Annotated in this window: 20 protein-coding genes; 14 read left to right on the forward strand and 6 right to left on the reverse strand. The window is 57.4% G+C overall.

Going from position 1 to position 21,795, the window contains the following annotated elements; all coding sequences use genetic code 11:
* Nucleotides 1-45: 45 nt before the first annotated feature.
* Nucleotides 46-2,793, reverse strand: coding sequence for a LuxR C-terminal-related transcriptional regulator (locus ACUTSW_RS14045; RefSeq protein ID WP_445584676.1), 2,748 nt, complete (start codon nt 2,791-2,793; stop codon nt 46-48).
* A 252-nt stretch (nt 2,794-3,045) separates the two neighbouring features.
* Between ACUTSW_RS14045 and ACUTSW_RS14050 the strand changes: the two genes are divergently transcribed.
* The 5 genes from ACUTSW_RS14050 (at nt 3,046) to ACUTSW_RS14070 (ending at nt 8,856) form a co-directional block, all read left to right on the forward strand.
* Nucleotides 3,046-4,008, forward strand: coding sequence for a thiamine pyrophosphate-dependent dehydrogenase E1 component subunit alpha (locus tag ACUTSW_RS14050; RefSeq protein WP_062868009.1), 963 nt, complete (start codon nt 3,046-3,048; stop codon nt 4,006-4,008).
* Nucleotides 4,009-4,019: 11 nt separating this feature from the next.
* Nucleotides 4,020-5,039: an alpha-ketoacid dehydrogenase subunit beta gene (locus ACUTSW_RS14055; protein ID WP_004946867.1), complete on the forward strand. Its 1,020-nt coding sequence runs from the start codon at nt 4,020-4,022 to the stop codon at nt 5,037-5,039.
* A 3-nt stretch (nt 5,040-5,042) separates the two neighbouring features.
* Nucleotides 5,043-6,557 (forward strand): 2-oxo acid dehydrogenase subunit E2, encoded by a 1,515-nt coding sequence (locus tag ACUTSW_RS14060; protein ID WP_445584677.1) that lies wholly within the window; start codon nt 5,043-5,045, stop codon nt 6,555-6,557.
* 10 nt (nt 6,558-6,567) lie between these two features.
* Nucleotides 6,568-7,965, forward strand: a complete 1,398-nt coding sequence (lpdA, locus tag ACUTSW_RS14065; protein ID WP_445584678.1) for a dihydrolipoyl dehydrogenase — start codon at nt 6,568-6,570, stop codon at nt 7,963-7,965.
* 105 nt (nt 7,966-8,070) lie between these two features.
* Nucleotides 8,071-8,856: an acetoin reductase gene (locus ACUTSW_RS14070; protein WP_445584679.1), complete on the forward strand. Its 786-nt coding sequence runs from the start codon at nt 8,071-8,073 to the stop codon at nt 8,854-8,856.
* Between the two features lie 237 nt (nt 8,857-9,093).
* Here the strand turns inward: ACUTSW_RS14070 and ACUTSW_RS14075 are convergent, their stop codons facing one another.
* The 3 genes from ACUTSW_RS14075 to ACUTSW_RS14085 form a co-directional block, all read right to left on the reverse strand.
* Entirely contained in the window at nt 9,094-9,570 is a 477-nt protein-coding gene (locus tag ACUTSW_RS14075) for an SRPBCC family protein (RefSeq protein WP_073440596.1), read from the reverse strand.
* 15 nt (nt 9,571-9,585) lie between these two features.
* Nucleotides 9,586-10,263, reverse strand: coding sequence for a DUF1571 domain-containing protein (locus ACUTSW_RS14080; protein WP_445584680.1), 678 nt, complete (start codon nt 10,261-10,263; stop codon nt 9,586-9,588).
* 290 nt (nt 10,264-10,553) lie between these two features.
* Nucleotides 10,554-11,525, reverse strand: a complete 972-nt coding sequence (locus tag ACUTSW_RS14085; RefSeq protein ID WP_445584681.1) for a helix-turn-helix domain-containing protein — start codon at nt 11,523-11,525, stop codon at nt 10,554-10,556.
* A gap of 313 nt (nt 11,526-11,838) precedes the next feature.
* On the opposite strand from ACUTSW_RS14085, the gene oxdA reads away from it, so the two are divergent.
* The 9 genes from oxdA (at nt 11,839) to ACUTSW_RS14130 (ending at nt 18,864) form a co-directional block, all read left to right on the forward strand.
* Nucleotides 11,839-12,885 (forward strand): aliphatic aldoxime dehydratase, encoded by a 1,047-nt coding sequence (gene oxdA, locus ACUTSW_RS14090; RefSeq protein WP_445584682.1) that lies wholly within the window; start codon nt 11,839-11,841, stop codon nt 12,883-12,885.
* Between the two features lie 49 nt (nt 12,886-12,934).
* Nucleotides 12,935-13,801, forward strand: a complete 867-nt coding sequence (locus ACUTSW_RS14095; protein ID WP_434460817.1) for a transporter — start codon at nt 12,935-12,937, stop codon at nt 13,799-13,801.
* Nucleotides 13,802-13,912: 111 nt separating this feature from the next.
* Nucleotides 13,913-15,427 (forward strand): amidase, encoded by a 1,515-nt coding sequence (locus tag ACUTSW_RS14100; RefSeq protein ID WP_445584683.1) that lies wholly within the window; start codon nt 13,913-13,915, stop codon nt 15,425-15,427.
* A 79-nt stretch (nt 15,428-15,506) separates the two neighbouring features.
* Nucleotides 15,507-16,130: a nitrile hydratase subunit alpha gene (gene nthA / locus ACUTSW_RS14105; RefSeq protein ID WP_062867988.1), complete on the forward strand. Its 624-nt coding sequence runs from the start codon at nt 15,507-15,509 to the stop codon at nt 16,128-16,130.
* Nucleotides 16,131-16,167: 37 nt separating this feature from the next.
* Nucleotides 16,168-16,827 (forward strand): nitrile hydratase subunit beta, encoded by a 660-nt coding sequence (gene nthB, locus ACUTSW_RS14110; protein WP_445584684.1) that lies wholly within the window; start codon nt 16,168-16,170, stop codon nt 16,825-16,827.
* Nucleotides 16,824-17,258 (forward strand): nitrile hydratase accessory protein, encoded by a 435-nt coding sequence (locus ACUTSW_RS14115; protein ID WP_445584685.1) that lies wholly within the window; start codon nt 16,824-16,826, stop codon nt 17,256-17,258. The genes nthB and ACUTSW_RS14115 overlap by 4 nt, the downstream gene beginning before the upstream one ends.
* 32 nt (nt 17,259-17,290) lie before the next feature.
* Complete coding sequence (locus ACUTSW_RS14120) at nt 17,291-17,500, forward strand: CbtB domain-containing protein (protein WP_020439426.1); 210 nt, start codon at nt 17,291-17,293, stop codon at nt 17,498-17,500.
* Between the two features lie 10 nt (nt 17,501-17,510).
* Nucleotides 17,511-18,275 (forward strand): CbtA family protein, encoded by a 765-nt coding sequence (locus ACUTSW_RS14125; protein WP_445584686.1) that lies wholly within the window; start codon nt 17,511-17,513, stop codon nt 18,273-18,275.
* 4 nt (nt 18,276-18,279) lie between these two features.
* Nucleotides 18,280-18,864, forward strand: coding sequence for a histidine phosphatase family protein (locus tag ACUTSW_RS14130; RefSeq protein WP_445584687.1), 585 nt, complete (start codon nt 18,280-18,282; stop codon nt 18,862-18,864).
* Between the two features lie 101 nt (nt 18,865-18,965).
* Here the strand turns inward: ACUTSW_RS14130 and ACUTSW_RS14135 are convergent, their stop codons facing one another.
* Together ACUTSW_RS14135 and ACUTSW_RS14140 are read right to left on the reverse strand one after the other, a co-directional pair.
* On the reverse strand, nt 18,966-20,243 hold the full coding sequence (locus ACUTSW_RS14135) for a TonB-dependent receptor (RefSeq protein ID WP_445584688.1): 1,278 nt from the start codon (nt 20,241-20,243) through the stop codon (nt 18,966-18,968).
* 139 nt (nt 20,244-20,382) lie between these two features.
* On the reverse strand, nt 20,383-21,786 hold the full coding sequence (locus tag ACUTSW_RS14140) for an FAD-binding oxidoreductase (RefSeq protein ID WP_445584689.1): 1,404 nt from the start codon (nt 21,784-21,786) through the stop codon (nt 20,383-20,385).
* Nucleotides 21,787-21,795 lie beyond the last annotated feature (9 nt).

Consider the following 21,795-nt stretch of genomic DNA (forward strand, 5'->3'; position numbering starts at 1 on the left):
GTTCTCATGCCGGGGCATTGCCCTAGGCAATTCTTTAACGCCCTGTTAATCCAGCAATTTCATTTCAAGTGCCCGGCTCATGGCTTGGGTGCGGCTGTTGACGTTGAGCTTGGCGTAGGCGTTCTTGAGGTGCCATTTCACGGTCTGTGCAGAAATAGCCAGGGAGCGAGCGATGTCTTTGTTCGTCTGGCCCTCGGCGATCAGGCGTAATACCTGAAGTTCGCGTTCACTGAGCCCCCAATAGACGTCATGGCTGCTTTGAAGGGTCTGTGCGCCCTTATCTGCCAGGCGAAGCTGCGCACCTTGCTCGTTGCAGGCTGCAGGGTTTTCCTGCATATGGAGAAGCAAAGGTTGCAAGGTGTCGTCGGCATCGAGAAAGCTGCGCATGAGATGCGGGTGTTCAGCCAATTGCAGAACCGGTTGCAGCGCAGTGCAGGCAGCCGCGTTTTTACCGGCTTTCCACAAGGCTAATGACCAGAGCGCACGCAGGCGCGTAGCGGTGAGCCAGTCGCGTCGGTTTTCCTGTTCGGTAACCAGCTCGGCCAGCAGTTTGCAGGCTTGCGGCATCTGGCCGGCGGCCAGCAACAGGCGACTGCGACTGAGGGCCGCATGCTGTGCGATCGCACGTTGACAAGGATGTTCGGCATCAATCCTGGCATGGCGCGCCAGCTGGTCCAGTTGCTGCTGCAACTGCTCTGCACCGGGGCGATCCGCACGCTGCAAGCGCACTCTCACTTGCTCGGCCAACAACAGAGCCTGCAACCGGCGCCACCCGCGAGACACCGCCAACTGCTGCGCATGTTCCAGCAGCCGTTCTGCCTCCTGCGGCATGCCGTCATGCAAGGCCTGCCGCGCAAGGTAGGCATAGCAACGGCTCAGCGCGTCGGGTGGGCTGAAACGGTCGATGAGCTCGAGCCTATCCGCCAGCAGATGATCGAGCGAATCAAGGGGCCTGCGCTCGTAGGCGATTTCCGCCAGCAGCGGCGCGAGCGTCGCTCCGCTGGTCGACTGGGGGCCGGTATAACGCTCGGCCTGGCGCAAGGCATTGCCGGCATACAGCTCGGCGTTCTCCAAATCCCCTTGGCAAAGATGGCATTGGGCGATGATGAAAGCGCGATAAACCGAGACGAACAGATTGTCCAGCGGGCTGTCCGGGCTGGGCATATGGCGTTGGACCGCCAGGGCCTCGGCATAGCGCTGGTTCACCACGTGGCAGTAGCTGAGAATATTGCATATCAGGCCATCGACCCAGGTATCCCCGCAAGGCACTTCGGCCAGCAGAGGCTCGACAATCGCCAGGCTCTCGGGGATGTTTTCGGCAAAGGCTTCGCAGATGGCGCGCACCACCCGCAGCTTGATCCAGGCGCTGCGGGCCATCCCGTCACGGTGATCCGCCACCATTTGGTCGAGGCTGTCGAGCAACTGTCGCGATTCATCGAAGCGGAAATAGTGCGCCAGCGCCCAGGCCAGATTGATTTGAAGGTCAATGCGTGACGGATCAACGCTCGCCGGCAAGTGACGCATCCAGGAAACCAGAGTATCGATATCTCCCTCTTCAGCCAGAGATTGCGCGCTCGCACCATCCTGGCCGGGGCTATGAACCGGCTTGCCGGCGGCCAGCGCATGGCGTACCGCCTCAGCCCACAACAGCTGTTCGGCGAACCAATGACTGGCGCGTTCGTGCAACTGTTTGAGGTTGATATCGGCGCGATGGCGCAATGCCACGCCCAGGGTTTCCTGCAAGAGAGGATGATAGCGGAACCAATAGCCTTGTTCGTCAAGGGCCGACAAGAACAGGTTGTGCCGCTCAATCCATTCCAGCATCGCCTCGCTGTCGTCACGCCCGGTGACGGCGTTGCACAGCCCGGCATTTAAACGATTGAGAAACGCCGTTTGCATCAGGAAGTCGAGCACTTCCGCCGGCAGCGGGTCAAGCACCACTTCTTTCAGATAACGGGCGATGGAGCGTGTCCCCCCGCGCAGATTGTGGATCAGGTGCCCAGGGTCTTCACGCAATTCGGGGGACAATGAGGCGATCTTCATGCCCGCGATCCAGCCCTCCGTCGCGGACAATAGACGAAGGGCATCCTGATTGCTGAGCGGCACGGCGACCGTCTGGCTGAAATAGTTCCGGGTTTCTTCGAGCGTGAACTGCAGGTCCTGATCATAGATTTCCACCAACTGATCCTGAGCCTGCAGTCGGCTCAACGACAGGCTCGGGTGGAACCGGCTGCCGATGATCAGATGCAGCGCCGCAGGCGCATGCCTGAGCAAATAGCTCAGGGCTTCATGTACGCCGGCGTCATTGATCATATGGAAGTCGTCGACGATCAGATACAGGTCGTGCGGACAATAGTGCAGTTGGTTAATCAGCCCAGCCAGCAACTGCAGCGAGCTTGAGGGCGCTTGCTCTTCCATGTTCTGCCAAAAATCGGCGTCCCAGTCGGCATAGAGCGGGCGCAAAGCATGCAGCAGATAAGGGATGAACTGCCAGACGTCATCGTCATCCTCGTCAAGGCTGAGCCAGGCCACGCGTTCACCCTGGCCGATCAACTGCTGGTGCCATTGCGCCAACAGCGTGGTTTTGCCGAATCCGGCGCCCGCACAAACGACGGCCAGACGCCGCAGGCGCACGTGATCGAGGCGTTTGAGCAGGCGCGGGCGCTGTAGCAACAAGATAGAGGAGCGGGGCGGGACGAATTTGGTCAGGATGAGCGGCAAGCCTCTCGTCAGCCGCAAAGGCCCCGAGACCAACGAGGTAGATTGGGAACCTGCAAAATCCGATTGCTTCATCCGTGGTTGCCTGCCCGTATTTTGTTTTTTCAATTGTACGTCAGAGCCCGGGATGAAACGGGGCCGTCGTTCTGGATAGATAAACAAAATTCATAAAATTTGACCTCAAGCATGAAAACCCCCACTTACCCCCCCATTAGGGTGGCTTCGCAGCTTCCCGAAACACCCGTACATTTTTTGTATTGGTGTGGTTAGGGTGTTTTCACCCTGTCAAATAGCCCCGCCTGTCCGACCCTTATTGAGGAGAATCAGATGACGCTGAGCAAACAGGCTTTGCTGCAGGCTTACCGAAAGATGCGCGAGATCAGGACATTCGAGGAGCGCCTGCATCAGGAAAATACCAGCGGTGACATTCCGGGCTTCATTCACCTTTATACCGGTGAGGAGGCCATTGCGGTGGGGGTCTGCGAAAATTTGACCGACGCCGATTTCATTGGTTCTACGCACCGTGGGCATGGCCACTGCATTGCCAAAGGCTGTGATATTCACGGCATGATGGCCGAGATTTTCGGTAAGGACAGCGGCTTGTGTCGCGGTAAAGGCGGCTCTATGCACATCGCCGACCTGTCAAAAGGCATGCTGGGCGCGAACGCCATCGTGGGCGGAGCCCCTCCGTTGGCCATTGGCGCTGCGCTGACGGCCAAAACCCTGAAGACCGGCAACGTCGGCGTGTCTTTCACCGGCGATGGCGGTTCCAATCAGGGCCTGGTATTTGAAGCCATGAACATGGCTGTGGTGCTGCAATTGCCGGCTGTCTTCATTTTCGAGAACAACGGCTATGGCGAAGGGACCGGCCATGACTACGCCGTCGGCGGCCGCGATATCGCCAAACGTGCGGCCGGCTTCGGCCTCCCGGCGGTGACGGTCGACGGCACCGATTTCTTTGCCGTTTACGAAGCCGCCGCAGAGGCGGTCAAGCGCGCTCGCGAGGGGGGCGGCCCCAGCGTGATTGAGGCCAAGGCCTTCCGCTGGCACGGCCACTTCGAAGGCGATCCAGCGTTGTACCGCGCTGAGGGTGAGGTCCAACGCCTGCGTGAACAGCACGATCCGCTGAAGATCTTTACCGACAAGATCAAAAAACAGGTCACTCAGGAGGAGCTGGCGGCGATCGACGCGGAAGTGGAAGCGCTGGTCGGGGATGCCGTAACCAAAGCCCGCGCAGCCGCCTATCCGGCTCCGGAAGACCTGCTGACCGACGTCTACGTTTCCTATTGAGGGTGAGAACAATGGCTATAAAAACCTATCGTGAAGCGGTCAAGGAAGCGCTGGCCCAGGAAATGGAGCGTGACGAACGCGTGGTGCTGATCGGCGAAGACTTGCGTGGCGGCCACGGCGGCAATGCGCCGGAGGAGGCGAGAATTGAGGCCTTTGGCGGCGTGCTCGGGGTGACCAAAGGATTGTGGACGCAGTTCGGCTCTGACCGCGTGATCGACACGCCCATTACCGAATCGGCGATCATCGGCATGGCTGCCGGCGCTGCGGCGACCGGTCTGCGGCCGGTGGCCGAGCTGATGTTCATGGACTTTTTCGGTGTCTGCCACGATGCGCTGTACAACCAGGCCGCCAAGTTCCGCTACATGTTTGGCGGCAAGGCCAAGGCGCCGTTAGTGATGCGCGGTATGATCGGCGCCGGCTTCTCAGCGGCGGCCCAGCATTCGCAGTCGCCTTATAATATCTTCGCCACCACGCCGGGCCTCAAGGTGGTGGTGCCTTCCACGCCTTATGACGTCAAGGGCCTGCTGATCCAGTCGATCCGCGACGACGATCCGGTGGTGTTCTGCGAGCACAAAATGCTTTACGACCTCAAGGGCGAGGTGCCGGAAGGCATTTATACCATTCCGCTGGGCGTGGCCAACTACACCCGCGAAGGGGAGGACGTCACCATCATCGCGCTGTCGGCGATGGTGCATAAAGCCAACGAGGTGGCCGACAAACTGGCCAAAGAGGGCATCTCGGTGGAGGTGGTCGATCCGCGGACGATTTCTCCGCTGGACGAGGAAGGCATTCTGGAGTCGGTGGCGTCCACGGGCCGTGTGGTGATTGTCGACGAGTCGGCGGCGCGTTTCGGCTTTGCCCATGATGTCGCGGCACTGATCGCTTCCCAGGCATTCCATTTCCTCAAAGCGCCGATTGTGCTGGTCACACCGCCGCACACCCCGGTGCCGTTTTCTCCTGCCCTCGAAAAGCTTTGGATCCCCAGCGTCGAGCGGATCGAGGCCGCCGTCCGCCAAGTGCTGGAGGATTGAGCCATGAGTGATATCAAAACGCTTGAAATGCCCAAGTGGGGCCTTTCGATGGAGGAAGGGTTGCTCGCGCAGTGGTCTATCCGGGAGGGCGACAGCTTCACCAAGGGGCAGGAAATCTGCGAGATCGAGACCAGCAAAATCGTCAACGTGCTTGAGGCCCCCTTCGCCGGGACCCTGCGGCGGGTGTTGGCCCGGCAGGGCGATACCCTTAAGGTGGGGGCGGCGCTGGCGCTGGTGGCAGAGGCTTCGATCAGCGATGCCGAACTGGACGCCTTCACGGCCAGTCTGGCCGCGGCGGGGCCGGCAGCTTCTGTCGCACCGCCTCCCGCGCGTCCTGCGGCAGCCCCGACACTCGACAACGCACTTCCCACGGCATCGGCCCCATCCAACAAACCGGTGGCCGCCAGCGGGCAGACCGAGGTGCCGATCGGCCTGCAGGGAAGCACCGATGCCGCACAGGTCAATGCCACGCCCCACGCGTTGCGCCTGGCCGCCAGGCTGGGTGTCGACCTGAGCAAGGTGCGCGGCAGCGGACGTGAAGCACGTATCTCGGTGGCCGATCTCGAGAGCGCTATCCTTGCCGCAGGGGGCCGCATCGCATCGCCGACGTTGCCATCGCGTTCAGGCAAAGCGCCCCGTTCGCACGCCGACGACAGTCAGGTACCGGCAACCCCACTGGCGCGCCGTCTGGCCGGCAAACTGGGGATCAACCTGCACGACTGCCGCAGCAGCGGTTCACGCGGGCGGGTCAGCCGCGAGGATGTGCAGGCGGCGGCGCTGCTGCTCGACGGGCAGCCGCAGACAGCGACTGTACCGAATGCGGCACCGGCAGCCTTTGAGAACTTGCCCATGTCGGGCATGCGCAGGGCGATCGCCACCCGCTTGCAGGCTTCCAAGCAACATTCGCCGCACTTCCGCCTGATCGCCGATCTCGATCTGGAGCGCCTGTTGGCGCTGCGCAAGGAAATCAACCTCGGTGCGCCCGGCGTCAAGATTTCGGTTAACGATCTGCTGGTTAAGGCCTGCGCTCAAGCGCTGGTGGCGGTGCCGGATGTCAACGTACAGTTCGACGAAGCCGGCCAGAGCATCCGCCGCTTTGCCGATGCCGACATCTCGGTGGCCGTTGCGCTGCCGGCCGGGCTGATTACCCCCATAGTGCGCGCCGCCAACCGTAAGTCGGTCAGCGAGATCTCGCACGACATTCATTCCCTGGTGACCCGGGCGAAAGCCGGCACGCTCAAGCCCGAAGAGTTCCAGGGCGGCACTTTTAGTGTGTCGAACCTGGGCATGCTCGGCGTGCGCCAGTTTGACGCCATCATTAACCCGCCCCAGGGCGCGATCCTCGCGATCGGTGCCGGCGAAGTGCGGGCGGTGGCTCGCGACGGGCAGATCGTAGCGCGCCATCAACTGACGGTGTCGCTGTCCTGCGACCACCGGGTCATCGATGGGGCACTGGGTGCGGCTTTTCTCCAGGAACTCAAGCGACTGGTTGAAACACCGACTCTGATGTTTGTCTAGGAGACGAGCTATGCACGACAAATACGATGTACTGGTGATCGGCGGCGGGCCGGGAGGCTATGTTGCCGCCATCCGCGCCGGCCAGCTCGGGCTGCGTACGGCACTGGTGGAAAAACAGCATCTGGGGGGCATCTGTCTGAATTGGGGGTGCATCCCAACCAAGGCACTGCTGCACGGTGCTGAGATGGCGCACAGCATCGCCCATGCCGACCAACTGGGTTTCAGTGTTGGCGAGGTGAGTTTCGATCTCCAGAAACTGGTGCAGTTTAGCCGCTCGGTGTCGCAACAGTTGACCGGTGGGGTCGAGTACTTGTTGAAGAAGAATGGCGTAACGGTGTTCGACGGCACTGCCCGCCTGCGGGGCAAGGGGCAGGTGACGGTGGTCGATGCCAAGGGGGACGAGCGCGACTACCGGGCCGACCACGTGATCCTGGCCACCGGCGCCCGCCCGCGTGCGTTGCCGGGGATCGTGCCGGATGGCGAGCGGATCTGGACCTACTTCGAGGCATTGCAACCCCAAAAATTGCCGAAATCCTTGCTGATCATCGGTTCCGGCGCCATCGGCGTCGAGTTCGCCAGCCTCTACAACGATCTTGGCAGCGAAGTGACGTTGGTGGAGGTGGCCGCACAGATACTGCCGATTGAGGACACCGAGGTGTCGGCGGCGGTGCGCAAGTCGTTCGAGCGGCGGGGCATTCAGGTGCATACCCAGACGCAGGTAACGCAGGTGCAGCTCACGGACGCGGGAGGGCGTTGCACGTTGAAAAACGCCAGTGCCGAACAGGTGCTGGAGGTCGAACATGTGCTGTTGGCGGCCGGCGTCCAGCCCAATATCGAAGACCTCGGGCTGGAGGCGCTGGGCGTCGAGCTGGATCGCGGTTTTATCAAGACGGATGACGCCTGCCGCACCAATGTCTTCGGCCTTTACGCTATCGGCGACGTCGCCGGCCCGCCGTGCCTGGCGCACAAGGCCAGCCACGAAGGGACGATCTGCGTCGAGACGCTGGCCGGCGTCGAAGGGGTGCACAAGCTAGACCGTGGTTATGTGCCCGGTTGTACCTATGCCCGGCCGCAGGTTGCCAGTCTGGGCCTGACCGAGGCGGCGGCGCGTGCCAGTGGACGGCCACTCAAGATCGGTAAGTTCGCCTATCAGGGCAATGGCAAGGCGCTGGCCAGCGGTGAGGCTGAGGGCTTCGTCAAGACGATTTTCGATGCCGAAACCGGCGAACTGTTGGGGGCGCACATGGTTGGTGCACAGGTCACCGAACAGATCCAGGGCTTCGGTATCGCCCATCATCTGGAGGCCACGGACGAGAGCCTGCTGTCGGTCATTTTTGCGCATCCGACGCTCTCTGAAGCCATGCATGAATCGATCCTCGCGGCCGCTGGCCGACCGCTGCATCAATAGGACAATACGGGAAAGGATAACAGCCTGATCTGATTGCGTTTTCGCTAGCGGAAACCAACAAAAAACTCTCCATTAGACGTAGTACAAAACGAAACAGGAATAATCATGTCGACAGGTTTGAACGGAAAGGTAGCCATTATCACTGGCGCTGCGCGTGGCATTGGCCGGGGGATCGCACTGCGCCTCGCACAAGAGGGGGTCAACCTTGCGCTCTTGGATTTATCCGCAGATCAGCTTGGTGCCGTCAGGAAAGAGGTGGAGTCTTTCGGGGTAAAAGCGACAACCTACGTTGCCGATATCAGCAAGCGCGAGGAAGTATATGCGGCCATCGAGCACGTTGTGAGTACGCTGGGCACCTTGGATGTGATGATTAATAACGCCGGCATTTCGCAGGTAAAACCCATCGCAGACGTGGTGCCGGAAGATCTTGAAAAGATCCTGAACATCAATATCGGGGGGGTGACCTGGGGGATCCAGGCTGCCGCGGCGAAATTTAAACAGCTCAACAAAAATGGCAAGATCATCAATGCTTGTTCCATCGCCGGCCATGAGGGTTTTGCATTGCTGGGCGTGTACTCCGCCACCAAATTCGCCGTACGCGCATTGACCCAGGTTGCGGCAAAGGAATACGCCAGCGACAACATTACCGTCAACGCCTATTGCCCTGGGGTGGTCGGCACCGATATGTGGGTGGAAATAGATCAGCGTTTCTCGGAGATTACCGGTGCCCCGAAAGGTGAAACCTATAAGAAGTACGTCGATGGCATTGCCTTGGGGCGCGCACAAACCCCGGCTGACGTCGCGGCACTTGTCGCTTTTCTTTCCAGCGACGACGCCGCCTATATCACCGGTCAGTCGATTTTGACCGACGGCGGGCTGGTTTATCGCTAACCGGCACCGCTCTTTTAAGTCTTCTTAAAGGGCTTTCAGTGCCTACCCAACCGTGACGATTCATTTCGTGCAGTTTTGGTGGAGGAGGGTAGGCAATTTCATGACGCCAAAGCAAAAATCCCGCTCGGTTTCCCTGCGCGGGATTTTCTGGATGGGGCTCCTGACAGGGGGCATAAGAACATAGACGCCCCTCTTCAAGACTTTGCCGGCCAGAAAGAACGCAGGTCCGTTTTCTCTTTACCTAAAATACACGTCGACATGTGTACCTAATTTGCGGGCCAAACCTTTTGCTCCATCACGCATCACCATATGATGGTTCCAACGGAAAACGGGTGTTGCCAGCGGGGCGAGGTAGTTCATCCATCGGGTGTTAGTCCGGATATTCCAATCATACCTAACGATAGTATCCCCCTCTTTGTCAGAAAACGCCCAGACTCCTCGCCCTTCAACGTCGCCACTGGCTTCCCCTTCTAAAAGGCAAAAAGGCTTAATATTCAGTACATGGATATCAAAGGTTAATCGATAAGGGAGTACACCTTTCCAGGTATAACGATGCAAGGCGCCAATTCCCTGAATATCACCTTTCTTTAACTCAATAATTTGCTCCAGACTTCCCCACCATTCGGGCCACAGATCTGGATGGCATAGAACATCCCATACCTCCTGTAGAGAAGCCTCAACCCGCCAGATGGTGGAGAACTTATAGTCAGCCATATAGCCCGGTTCCCATTAAGGTGCGAAAAAATCAGCGGGGAAATGGATGTTGATAACCATTGCATCCATAAATACGGTTTCCAACATTTTTCCATCCAGTGCGTAACTGACCACCTTGGCAGGAAATCCAGATTTCTTATCTAACCAAATGTCATAACGATGAACAGCATCGACTGTCTTTCCTTCGGGGCCGACCACGGATAAGTGTAATGTCGACTTCCCCGCGATGATATCTTCACCGAGGGGGGTTGTTGTCCCCTCATGTTGCAGGCTGCGGATATTATTCAGCAAAACGCTGAAGTCTGATTGATCCACCCGATGACCGTTAGCATCTTGTATCAATGAATCTGTTGGCGACAGGCTCAAAACAGGAAAATTTCCTACGCCAAAGGGCCACAACTTAACTTTGCCATTGACTGGGTTATAGATTAGGACTGCACCTGAATGTGGTTCGGTAAAGTCCATCCGTACATAACCCGGTTTACGATAGCTATAGCGGATGATTTTAGTGTCATCAGGCGGTGACAAGGAGCGCACCATAACCTGATAAGATTGAATTTGTTCAAAATGTTGCAGCGAGAGAACGATGGGATCAGTCGTTGTGGAATTCTGCAAAAAAGCCGATGCCACAGCGCTCTTGTCCGCTGCGTACGCAGTATCGTTAACGCTAAAGATCAGTAATGTTGCAAGCATTACGGCAAAAGAGACTAAGTCGCTAATGATCGTCTCCTGTTTTGAACGGGTCGGTAAACAGGTTATCCCAGCGTTTTGATTTGGTGATTCACTGCCGTCTTCAGAGCGCTGATCTTCGGGGGCTGACTAAATCGATTTTTGCTCCTACGGATCTACCGGGAACATAATCAGTATGTCAGATAAAATCTAAGGCAGCGTTTTTCAATTATTTTAAATAGAAATAAAACCTTTTATGTCAGCATGCCTGCCCGTTATCAGGGCGACGGATATGCCGACAACAGCCTTAAACATCAGGGTTGTATAAAAAACTGACGTTGCTGCTTCATGACCGAGCTCGGCGTGACGCCAAAGGCTTTACGGAATGCATGGCTGAAGTGAGTGAAATCAGAAAACCCATAGTCAAGTGCTGCCTCGGATACGCTGCACACACGCCCTTGTTCAAGTGCGTCGCGGCTGGCCTGAAGCCGTTCTTGCCAGATAACGGCTGCCGGCGTTTTCTGATTGCGGGCAAAAGTCCGGGTCACGGTGCGTACCGAGACGTGATGAGCCAAAGCGATACTCTCTACGCTCAGTTCAGGATTGGTAAGATTTCTACTGATGTAGTTTCTCATCCTCGCATATAAATCGCGTTCTGAAGCCGCGGTATTGTGTTCCTGCAGCTCCAGGCTCAGCATCAGCAGATCCAGCATCGTTTGTGAAAAGCGGCTGGCAACATCCGGATTGCTGACCAGCACGGGCGTCTGAACCGCCTGGCAAATCATCTCACGCAGCGGAATAACGCCTGGGCGAGCATCGTCAAGGACGGTGGCGGTCAGAACGTCACTGGCCGGCACTTTTCCGGTGAGCAGATGCCGGGGAATACGAATGAGGTGGTTATTGCTGCCACCGATGCTGAAGCGAAACGTCTGCGCGGCATCGTAAAGAACCAGATTATTGGATGACAGACAGGCCTTTCGTCCTCCCTGTTCCAGCTGTCCGTATCCACCCTGGATATAACCGAGCCACAAATCGTCGTCCGGCCCCGTTCTCAGATGTTGTGATTTTCGCTCCCAGTGGTGAAGCGTTGAAGTGAGAGTGCACACATCCAACAGTCCCACTTCGCGCACGGCAAGATCTCCGTCGAACCCGCCGTCAGCAAGCGGTTTGCCATCCGAAGGAATGCAGTGGCGAAGAATGACATCATTCCAGTATTCGAAACGGTGAGGCGCTGAAACATGTTCGGTGGAATAACGGATCTCCCGTGGAGTTGAATGACTGTTCACAGCGACACCTCATAGCAGTAACTGCAATTCAGGATGGATTGTTTCAAACCGAAAGCAATATTTGCGCCATGACCGTATTGCGAGGTATTTCCTGGCTATTTTAAGTTTTTAGCGGCGTTAAGCGAGAAGATACGCACTATTTCAGGGCAGTGCTGCACTGTGCAATTTCATCCTTTCACTCTCTGATTTACCGATATCGGGAGTGTCCTTTCCAACCAGACGATTGTCCGACTGAGCCAGGTATTCGGCAGATTTCTCCTTAGTATCAGTGGTGAGTTAACCATCGCTGAAAACTATAAACCTGGGAGTCCTTATGGAATCTGCAATCGATAAACATCTGAAATGCCCCCGCACGCTTTCCCGTCGGGTTCACGACGGCTATCAGCCACCCTTCCCGATGTTTGCCGGACGGGCCAGTGACGATCTGACACAGGTCGTTATGGCCTATCTGGGCGTTCAGTTTCGTGAAGAACATCGTGAGGACGCCGTTCGGGCCATGCAGCACATCGTGTCGACCTTCAGCCTGAGCAACGGGCCGGGCAATCATGACATCTCTTTCCATACCGACAACCAGGGCTACGGTAACTTTATTGTGGTGGGGTACTGGCGGGATCCGGCGGCTTACTGCCACTGGCTCCGTCAGCCAGAGATCGACGATTGGTGGTCTTCCGAAGAGCGTCTGCAGGAGGGCATCGGTTATTTTCGCGAAATTATCGCCCCGCGCGCCGAACAGTTCGAGACGCTGTATGCCTTTAAAGAAGACCTGCCGGGCGTCGGCGCAGTGATGGACAAGATCAGCGGCGAGATCCAGGAGCATGGCTACTGGGGATCCGTGCGCGATCGTATTCCCGCTTCCCAGAATGACTGGCTGCAGCCTGACGATGAACTGCGCATTATTTCAGGCGATCCTGATGCCGGGGGCAGGGTGGTGGTGCAGGGCCATGACAACATCACGCTTATCCGCTCCGGGCAGGACTGGATGGAGGCGGAAGAGGAGGAGCGTCAGCTTTACTTCACGGAAATGCTCCCCCCTTTGCAGGCCGGTATGGATTTTCTTCGGGATGAAGGGCAGGCGCACGGCTGCTACAGCAACCGCTTTGTCCGCAACGTGGATATCAACGGAAATCTGCTGGATATTGCCTACGATATCGGCTTCTGGCGTTCGCTTGACAAACTGGAGCGCTGGGCGGAATCACACCCCACACACCTTCGCATATTCACTACGTTTTTCCGGGTGGTGACCGGTCTGCAGAAACTGCGGCTCTACCACGAAGTTTCCGTCTCGGACGCTCGCTTTCAAACATTTGAGTACATCAACTGCCATCCCATGACCGGGATGCTGCGTGACGCTCAGCGCTGAACGAAACGACGATAACTTATCCATTCATCATTTCTCCGGGGATTAGATTATGCACGCATTACGCTTTTTTCTGCCTGCCATGCTGCTTTGCTCTGTGCCGGCATTCGCCGTCGAGGTTGCGCCCGGCGACTATAGCCAATTTCCTGACGGCACCACTGTGGGGCTGCTTTATTATCAGCACGCCTCAACCGGCTCTGCGTACTCCCGCGGTGACAAAGTCAGCTCTGATTACAACCTGACTTCCGATATCGGCATGTTGCGTCTGCTGCATACCGTACAGATTTCCGAGTCAGCAACGCTGGACCCGCAGTTTCTGTTGCCTTTCGGGCGGATATCTGGCGGCGGCGATGCCTCCGGACTCGGCTCTGCCAGCGGTACCGGCGACTTAATCCTGACCGTGCCTTTAAAAGTTAAGCTCAACAGCGGCGGCGACATTTTTGGCTTCGCGCCTTATCTCTACGTGCCCAGCGGCAACTATGACCACAACGATGCGCTGAATCTGGGGGAGAATCGCTGGAAGGTCGACCTGCAGGCCGCCTGGGTTAAGTATTTTACTGAAAAGTGGGCGCTGGACGTGGTCGGCGACGCCATCTGGTACGGTGAAAACAACGATTATGGAACCACGTCATCCCACCTTCAGCAGGATAATGCCTGGGTGGCCCAGATTATGGGACGTTATATGCCCGATCCTACCCTGGCGCTCGGGCTGGGTTTCGGTCAGAGCTGGGGCGGTGAAACCACCGTTGACGGCGAAAAGCAGGATAACAGGACACAGACCACCAACGTTCGTCTTACCGCAACCCAATTTGTGACACCCCGCGATCAGGTTCAGATACAGCTGGGCAGGGATCTGCGCGTTGAAAACGGCGCGGAAGAGAATTTCCGGTTGAATCTCCGTTATGCACGCGTTTTCTGACGCTGTCTTTCCTGACCAAATAACTGTCCGGCTAAGCCAGGTCATCGTTGCGCAGTCGCGTTATGTTCAGGTCAGGATGTAATCAATCGTTTTTCAGATGAAGGAATAATTATGGCTATTGAACGCCCCGATGCCGGTCAACTCCAGCAACTTGCCCGCCAGCTTCACCTGCAGATTTCCGAGAGTGAAGCGGCAGAATATCTTGCCCTTATGCAGCCAAACCTTGACGCCTACGATCTGATTGACGGGTTACCGGATGAAATCCCGCAGGATAAATATCCGCGTGAAAAAGGATACCGCCCTGGGAGCGAAGAGAATGCCTTGAATGCCTGGTATTACAAAAGCCGGGTGCAGGGGGCGGCAGAGGGCAAGCTCGCAGGGAAAACCGTGGTGCTTAAGGACAATATTGCTCTGGCCGGCGTTCCGATGATGAACGGTGCGGCTTCGCTGGAAGGGCATGTGCCGGCATTTGATGCCACCGTGGTAACGCGCCTTCTTGATGCCGGTGCCACCATTCTGGGTAAAGCGACCTGCGAGCATTTCTGCCTCTCGGGAGGCAGCCATACCTCAGACCCGGCTCCGGTACATAACCCCTGGCGTCAGGGTTACAGCGCCGGCGGTTCTTCATCGGGCAGCGCAGCGCTGGTTGCTGCCGGGGAAGCGGATATGGCGATAGGCTGTGACCAGGGCGGTTCCATCCGCATTCCGGCCGCTTTTTGTGGCACGTACGGCATGAAACCCACCCACGGACTCGTTCCCTATACCGGCATTATGCCGATTGAGGCCACCCTCGATCATACCGGGCCCATTACCGCGAACGTGAAGGACAACGCCCTGATGCTGGAGGTGTTGGCCGGGCCGGACGGACTTGACCCGCGGCAGTACGCCTCCCGCGGCGGAAACTATACCTCTGGGCTCGATAAAGGGGTCAGAGGCCTGAGAATCGGGGTGGTAACGGAAGGATTCCAGTTGCCCAATCGCCAGCCTTTGCTGGCCGAAAAGGTCCGTAGCGCCGTTGCCCGGCTGGAAAGTCTTGGCGCACTCGTCGGCGAAGTCTCAGTTCCCGGTCATCAGCTTGCCGCCGCGTTGTGGTCGCCCATTGGTTGCGAAGGCCTCACCATGCAGATGATGCATGGCAACGGTATGGGGTTTAACTGGGAAGGGCTCTACGACGTCGCCTTGCTGGACAAACATGCGGCCTGGCGTGACAGCGCGGACACGCTTTCCCCCTCGCTGAAAATCTGCATGCTCATCGGCCAGTATGGCCTGACGCGTTACAACGGCCGTTATTACGCCAAGGCGCAGAATCTGGCCCGCCGCGCTCGGGCAGACTATGACCGCGCCTTCGGCGATTTTGATCTGCTGGTGATGCCAACCGTTCCCATGACCGCTCAGCCGCTGCCGCAACCCGGTTGTTCGATCACCGAGTTTATCTCCCGGGCATTCGAGATGATTGGCAACACGGCCGCGCTGGACGTGACCGGCCATCCAGCCATGTCCGTACCCTGTGGGCTGGTTGACGGGCTGCCGGTCGGCATGATGCTGATTGGGCGCCACTACGCCGAAAGCACGATTTATCAGGCCGCCGCCGCGTTTGAAGCGAGCGGAAACTGGGAGCAGATGTAACCGTTAGCTGCCCGTCGTTCAGGGCGATACCGCCGGACGAAAAAACCGGCAATGACATGAAATCTTTCGGAGAAATACCATGGCTCACGACCACGAACACCACCATGACCATACCGAACCGCCTGAGGAGATCGCGCTGCGCGTGAAAGCGCTGGAGTCTCTGCTGACGGAAAAAGGCCTGGTAGACCCCGCTGCGCTGGATGAACTTATCGATACCTATGAACACCGCATTGGCCCCCGGAACGGTGCTCTTGTCGTGGCGAAAGCCTGGAGCGACCCTGATTACAAGGCCCGTCTTCTGGCGCATGGCACCGAGGCGATTGCCGAACTGGGTTTTTCTGGCGTGCAGGGGGAAGACATGATGGTGGTCGAAAATACCCCCGAGGTTCACAACGTGACGGTCTGTACGCTGTGCTCCTGCTATCCCTGGCCCACGCTCGGCCTTCCGCCGGCCTGGTATAAATCGGCACCTTACCGATCGCGCATTGTTATCGAGCCCCGCAGCGTGCTGGCCGAGTTTGGTCTGAACATCGGTGAGGACCGGGAAATTCGGGTGTGGGACAGCAGCGCCGAGTTGCGTTATCTGGTTCTGCCGGAAAGACCCACCGGAACCGAGGGCTGGAGTGAAGAGCAACTGGTCGCGTTGGTAACCCGCGATGCCATGATTGGCACCGGCGTGGCACTTCAGCCGGGCGATAACTGACAACCGGTATTTCATTCAACTTTTTTGGGAGAATCCAATGAACGGGATACACGATCTGGGCGGCATGCAGGGTATGGGTGCCGTCATTACTGAAGAAAACGAACCGCCTTTTCATCATGAATGGGAGCGGCGCACATTCCCGCTTTTTGCCTCTCTGTTTGTCGGCGGTCACTTCAATGTCGATATGTTCCGGCATGCCATTGAGCGCATGAAGCCGGCGAATTACCTTGAAGAAAGCTACTACGAACACTGGATGCATGCTTTCGAGACGCTTCTGCTTGAGAGGGGGGTTATTACCGCCGATGAGCTTTCCGGTGCGGTCAAACCGGCGCCGGCCTCGCCGGAAACGCCGGTGCTGCGGCAGGAGATGGTGCAGGCGGTCGTCAGTACAGGGGGTTCTGCACGGGTGGCTAGCGATGTCCCGGCCAGCTTCCGGCCTGGAGACCGCGTCCGAGCAAAAAATATCAATCCGGCGGGGCATACTCGCTTGCCGCGCTATGCCCGCGGGAAGATCGGCACGATTGTGATTGATCATGGGGTATTTATCACCCCGGATACGGCTGCTCATGATCAGGGCGAACATCCTCAGCACGTTTACAGCGTCAGCTTTGCCGCGACTGAGCTATGGGGCGATAAAGCACCGCCTAAAGATACGGTGCGCATCGATCTGTGGGATGACTATCTGGAGGCGCTATGAGTACAGAAATCCGGATAACGCCTGATGCTCCCGTGGCGGACAACGCCCCCTTTGAACATCCGTGGCAGGCACAGGTTTTTTCGCTGATCGTTTACCTGCATCAGGCCGGACAGTTCAGTTGGAAGGACTGGGTTGATGTTTTCAGCGATGAAATAAAAGCCAGCCCGATGCAGGAGCATGAAAGCATCAACGATGCCTATTACCGACAGTGGGTATCCGCCGCAGAAAAAATGCTCCTCTCGCTGGAACTGACCGAAGAGCAGGACATTGCCCGCCGTACCGATGAATGGCGGCAGGCTTATCTGAATACCCCCCATGGGATGCCGGTTGTGCTGACCAGCGCGATCTGCGCACCGGCACATGATCACCACCACCCGGCGCTTCGTGTCCCCGTGGCGGTCAGCCCGGCATCCGCCAGCCTGAAACCCTGAATAGTATCCGCAGCCAGAGATGAGGAAGAAAAATGGACCATACCGTTAATGAAGTTGAAGTCGCACAGGCACCCATCCCGCTTAATGCCGTATTGCCATGGCTTGCATTCGTCACGCTGATGGTGATGCTGTCCGTCTATTTTATCGGGGCAGAACAGGGGGCAACCGCCGTTTTTTCCGGCAGCCAGGTACATGAATATTTCCATGATGCCCGGCATCTGCTGGGCTTCCCCTGCCATTGAGGACCACGCCATGACGGGAAAACTTCTGTTACAGGGGATGATAGCCGGGATCCTCGCGGGCATTATCGCCTTCGGCTTTGCCCACGTTTTCGGTGAGCCGCAGGTCGAGCGTGCGATTTCATTTGAAGACATCCTTTCCCAAAAGCAGGTGAGTGAAGAGGGCGAACATCATCACGATCATGAGGCCGATGGCGAAGTGTTTAGCCGGAAGACGCAGTCCGGCGCAGGCCTGCTGAGCGGAATGATCCTGTTCAGTGCGGCCATGGGCGGCGCTCTGGCGCTGGTCTGGTCGCTGTGCTGGCAACGCACCGGGCCGGGCGGCGCCAGAGCGCTGGCGTTGGCACTGTCGCTGGGCGGATTCTTGATCATGAGCATGATGCCGGCGCTTAAATATCCTCCTAATCCGCCGGCGGTGGGCGATCCATCAACGATTGGCTACCGGACTGCGCTCTACTTCGCGATGTTGTTGGTTTCCGCGGTGATTGTGGTGACCGCCGCCTGGAGCGCTCATCAGCTCAGACCGAGACTGGGTAGCTGGAATGCTGCGCTGTGGGGAGGATTGGCGGGGCTGGCGATGCTGATTGCCGCCTGCACCCTGATGCCTGAAGTGAATGAGATCCCGGACGGATTTTCTGCCGATGTTCTGTGGCGTTTTCGCCTGAGCGCTTTCGGCACTCAACTGACAATGTGGTGCGCAACGGGGCTGCTGTTTGGGGCCTTTGCGGAAAGAACGCTGCGAAAGCCGGGGTACAGCTACCGGACGGAAGGATGCTGAAGGCATGACCGCCATCATGCAACTGATTTGCCAGGGGGAAACCCTGGCAAACAGACAGTCGCGATTCCCCTCTGACGATCCCCTTACCGAAGCTTCCCTGAAGCAGGTCCATCAGCTAAAGGAGTGCGTCGGGCCATTCACTAAAATCTGGACCGCCCCAGAGTTGGCAGCACGGCAGACGCAACGTGAGTTGGGCCTGTGCGGCGAGCCCGTTCCGGAACTTGCCGAACCCGGATACGGCCGTTGGGCGGGCATCCCGATTAAAACGGTGATTGAGCAGGATGAGGGGGCATTTCAGCGCTGGTTTTCAGGAGAGGCCCCGCCGGGCGGAGAAAGCATGGCGCACGTTATGGCGCGCACGGGAACATGGTTGCCGCAAAGAGTGGCGGATCGAGAATGTCAGTGCGCAATTGTTTCCTCTGCAGTTATTCGGGCGATAGTGATTCAACTGCTCGATGCGCCCGTTAGCGCCTTTCAACTGATCGATATCCTGCCGTTAAGTGTAACGACGCTGCGCAGTAACGGAAAACGCTGGCATCTGAGTTGTCTGGGAGGGCGGTTGGATGTGTTGCGGCGTGAACCAACGTGATGAATCTGGACAGCGTCGCACTCAGAACTGACGGTTTGAAAGCAAAAAGCCCGCTTGAGGAAACTCAGACGGGCTTTTTTTATGCGAAAGCGGATGTTTATTTAGAAATCATATTCCAGCGCCAGGCGGTTCTGCCAGAAGTCTTTGTTAGACGTCGAGGTGGTCTGCACGCCGGCAAAGTCGGTGATGCTCAGGCCTTTGAGTACGCCGCCAAAGTTGTAGGTGCCGTACACCAGATATTCAGATTGGTTGCTGCTGGATGCCCCTTTGATCGGCGTTAAATCCATAAACGAGTAACGGCTGCCCAGCGAGATGCTTTCGGTCGCGTTCCAGTTCAGATCGGTGGAGTAGGCGTTGCCGCTGCCCAGGTCCTGCGTACTGGTGAAGAACGGCTGGGCAAAGTACGGGCCGGAGGAGGTGTTGTGCGCGTAAGGCGTCACCAGCGCACCGTTGCCGTAAGCATCACCGTTGGCGGTGATATGGTTGTAATTTAACGACCATTTCAATGCCTGTGTGAGGTTCATCGCAAACTGCGCGCCGTAACTGGTGCTGTTCACATTGCCTGCCAGTGCTTTGCCATCGCTCACGCCGCGAATAAACTGAATGCCTATCTTCGGCTGGGAAGGGCTGTCTGTCCACGACAGGAAGCTGTCGGCGTACACCATCTTGGTGTAGTTGTCGTAATCCTCATACCACAGCTGGCCGTTCAGTTTTTTATTATCCAGCTTGATGGCGCGCCCGCCACCGACACTCCACATGCCGTTGGTCGTGCCGTCGGCGTCGGTATAGGCCGTGGTGTTGAGGAACCGGTCGTCGCCCCAGGGTTTGTAGCGGGTGATTTTGGTGGCGTGCAGGAAGTTATCGCCGTCGCCATAGTTCGCGTCGATACCACGGAACAGAATGGGCGTGATGCGCCAGTCATAGTCGCCGATGAACGGAATATTAATGCGCTGATCGCCGGCCGTGATGCGGAAGTCCTTATAATGCCAGCTTGCATAGGCTTCGCCCACGCCGGTCTGGTTCGGGCCCAGCTCGGTAATCAGGTGGTCGTCGTTGTGTGAAATACCGCGCTGGAGAATGCCGCTGACGCCCAGGCTCAGGCCGTAATATTCTGCCGTGGCATATTTCACGCTGCCGCCATAACTGACCGTGTCCTGAGAATAGCCCGGTACGAAATACGCATTATGGGTGGAATAATACAGGGTGCGCAGGCTGCCGCTGACCGACCCGCAGGTGAACATTTCGGTGAGGGAATCTGCCACGCCAGCGGAGCAACCGGTCGCCGCCGGAGTGGCCGCCAGTGCGTGGTTTATGAATAATGCATTTGAAACGACAATAGCGCTCAACTTCAGCGCAAAGCTGAATGTGTTATTTTTCATTAATGCCATCCTGTTGAAGTGTAATAGGTTCTGTCCGGCAGCAAAACTGCCGGTAATTGTTTTTATGAGGGCGCAGGTAAAGGGTTGCCGCCCCGCCTTTTTTTCTGTCACCAAGAAGCGGGGAGGATAATAGTTATTTTTATTTATCAATCAATAAAAGAGGATCGTTATCCAATGCCAGGGTGTCACGCACTTCCCAGCCGCGTAGCTTGCCGGGGTTCAGCAACCCGTGGGGATCAAGGTGTTTTTTAACCGCAACCACGTCAGGTTTAATTTCGCCTTGTTTGCCATCTTCAATCTGAAAGACATGAGGGTTATTTATTTTCACGTCATTATCGCGGAAGGTGGCCATTATTTCTTTCAATCTTTCTTCGGTGGAGTAACGGACTAATTGTAAACCGCTGGCGGTGATATTTCCGTCATTGTCACGCAGGAATTCAATATGCGAAATAACTTCGTCGCCGAATAAATTTGCCATGTCGATAATCTGCTGACGATAATTCGCATAATTAAACGCCGTCTGTAAATAAGTCAGGGAGCCGTCGATTTTCAGCGCATGCAGCGTGGTGTGATTCCAGCAATATTCCATCAGTGACGCATTGGCTTCGCGTGCTTCGTCGGCCGGTTGACGTATGGCGCTGTGCCCGCGATATTTTTCCAGCAGATGGGGACAGAACCCTTCGCTTTCCTGCGCAATCACGCTTATCACCGCGTGCTGGCTGGCCTGATAATGCCCGTTCAGATGGCTGAACCAGGATGGGATCGGCGCGGCGAACAGCGCCAGCTGGCGTTTTACCAGCCCTGGCGAACGGGCAAATGCGTTGGCGTAATCCAGTGCGTCGGTGAAATCATCGAACACGTCCAGCCGTTCAATCCACTGATGAACCGGTGCCAGCGCCAGCTCAACCTCGAGCACAATGCCGTTGCTGCCGTAGGCGTGATGCAGCAGCAACGCCTGCGGGGCAGGAACCTGCAAAATGCGCGGTTCGGCCTCCATGGTCATGACTTTGACGCTGAGCACATTGCCCGGCGCGCCCAGCGGACCGTAGTTGATGGAACCAATACCGCCAAAGCCGCCGCCGTAAAGGCCGCCCAGACTGGCGAGCCGGTAGGTGGAAGGCATGCAGCGCAGTTCCCATCCTGCGGGTCGGGTCAGCGTTTCAATTTCGGCCAGCCGGATCCCCGCCTGCGCCCGTACCACGCCGTTACCCAGTTCACATACCTGATTGAATCCGGTCATATCGACCAGAATTCCGCCTTCCAGCGGCACCAACTGGCCGTAGTTGCCGGTCGCGCCGCCGCGCAGGATCAGCGGTAACTGGTGCTGAACGCAGGCTTTAACCACCAGACTCAGCTCTTCTTCGTTGCGCGGCCTGACCACGGCATCAGCCTGTTTATCTTCCAACTGCTGTTTGAGCAGCGGACTGAACCAGTGAAAATCGCGTGAAAGGCGTTTGACCTTGGTTGCCTGCAAGGTCCAGTCGAGGTCGGGAAGCGCCTGCCGTATCAGGGCAAGCGCGTGCTGACGTTGTTCACTGTCCATATTCTTCCT

The sequence above is a fragment of the Serratia sp. TSA_198.1 genome (genome assembly GCF_052686505.1).

What these genes read in the sequence shown, in the direction of transcription:
- ACUTSW_RS14045 (WP_445584676.1), bottom strand. Translation starts at nt 2,793, where the DNA reads ATGAAGCAATCGGATTTTGCAGGTTCCCAATCTACCTCGTTGGTCTCG.
- ACUTSW_RS14050 (WP_062868009.1), top strand. Translation starts at nt 3,046, where the DNA reads ATGACGCTGAGCAAACAGGCTTTGCTGCAGGCTTACCGAAAGATGCGC.
- ACUTSW_RS14055 (WP_004946867.1), top strand. Translation starts at nt 4,020, where the DNA reads ATGGCTATAAAAACCTATCGTGAAGCGGTCAAGGAAGCGCTGGCCCAG.
- ACUTSW_RS14060 (WP_445584677.1), top strand. Translation starts at nt 5,043, where the DNA reads ATGAGTGATATCAAAACGCTTGAAATGCCCAAGTGGGGCCTTTCGATG.
- lpdA (WP_445584678.1), top strand. Translation starts at nt 6,568, where the DNA reads ATGCACGACAAATACGATGTACTGGTGATCGGCGGCGGGCCGGGAGGC.
- ACUTSW_RS14070 (WP_445584679.1), top strand. Translation starts at nt 8,071, where the DNA reads ATGTCGACAGGTTTGAACGGAAAGGTAGCCATTATCACTGGCGCTGCG.
- ACUTSW_RS14075 (WP_073440596.1), bottom strand. Translation starts at nt 9,570, where the DNA reads ATGGCTGACTATAAGTTCTCCACCATCTGGCGGGTTGAGGCTTCTCTA.
- ACUTSW_RS14080 (WP_445584680.1), bottom strand. Translation starts at nt 10,263, where the DNA reads ATGCTTGCAACATTACTGATCTTTAGCGTTAACGATACTGCGTACGCA.
- oxdA (WP_445584682.1), top strand. Translation starts at nt 11,839, where the DNA reads ATGGAATCTGCAATCGATAAACATCTGAAATGCCCCCGCACGCTTTCC.
- ACUTSW_RS14095 (WP_434460817.1), top strand. Translation starts at nt 12,935, where the DNA reads ATGCACGCATTACGCTTTTTTCTGCCTGCCATGCTGCTTTGCTCTGTG.
- ACUTSW_RS14100 (WP_445584683.1), top strand. Translation starts at nt 13,913, where the DNA reads ATGGCTATTGAACGCCCCGATGCCGGTCAACTCCAGCAACTTGCCCGC.
- nthA (WP_062867988.1), top strand. Translation starts at nt 15,507, where the DNA reads ATGGCTCACGACCACGAACACCACCATGACCATACCGAACCGCCTGAG.
- nthB (WP_445584684.1), top strand. Translation starts at nt 16,168, where the DNA reads ATGAACGGGATACACGATCTGGGCGGCATGCAGGGTATGGGTGCCGTC.
- ACUTSW_RS14115 (WP_445584685.1), top strand. Translation starts at nt 16,824, where the DNA reads ATGAGTACAGAAATCCGGATAACGCCTGATGCTCCCGTGGCGGACAAC.
- ACUTSW_RS14120 (WP_020439426.1), top strand. Translation starts at nt 17,291, where the DNA reads ATGGACCATACCGTTAATGAAGTTGAAGTCGCACAGGCACCCATCCCG.
- ACUTSW_RS14125 (WP_445584686.1), top strand. Translation starts at nt 17,511, where the DNA reads ATGACGGGAAAACTTCTGTTACAGGGGATGATAGCCGGGATCCTCGCG.
- ACUTSW_RS14130 (WP_445584687.1), top strand. Translation starts at nt 18,280, where the DNA reads ATGACCGCCATCATGCAACTGATTTGCCAGGGGGAAACCCTGGCAAAC.
- ACUTSW_RS14135 (WP_445584688.1), bottom strand. Translation starts at nt 20,243, where the DNA reads ATGAAAAATAACACATTCAGCTTTGCGCTGAAGTTGAGCGCTATTGTC.
- ACUTSW_RS14140 (WP_445584689.1), bottom strand. Translation starts at nt 21,786, where the DNA reads ATGGACAGTGAACAACGTCAGCACGCGCTTGCCCTGATACGGCAGGCG.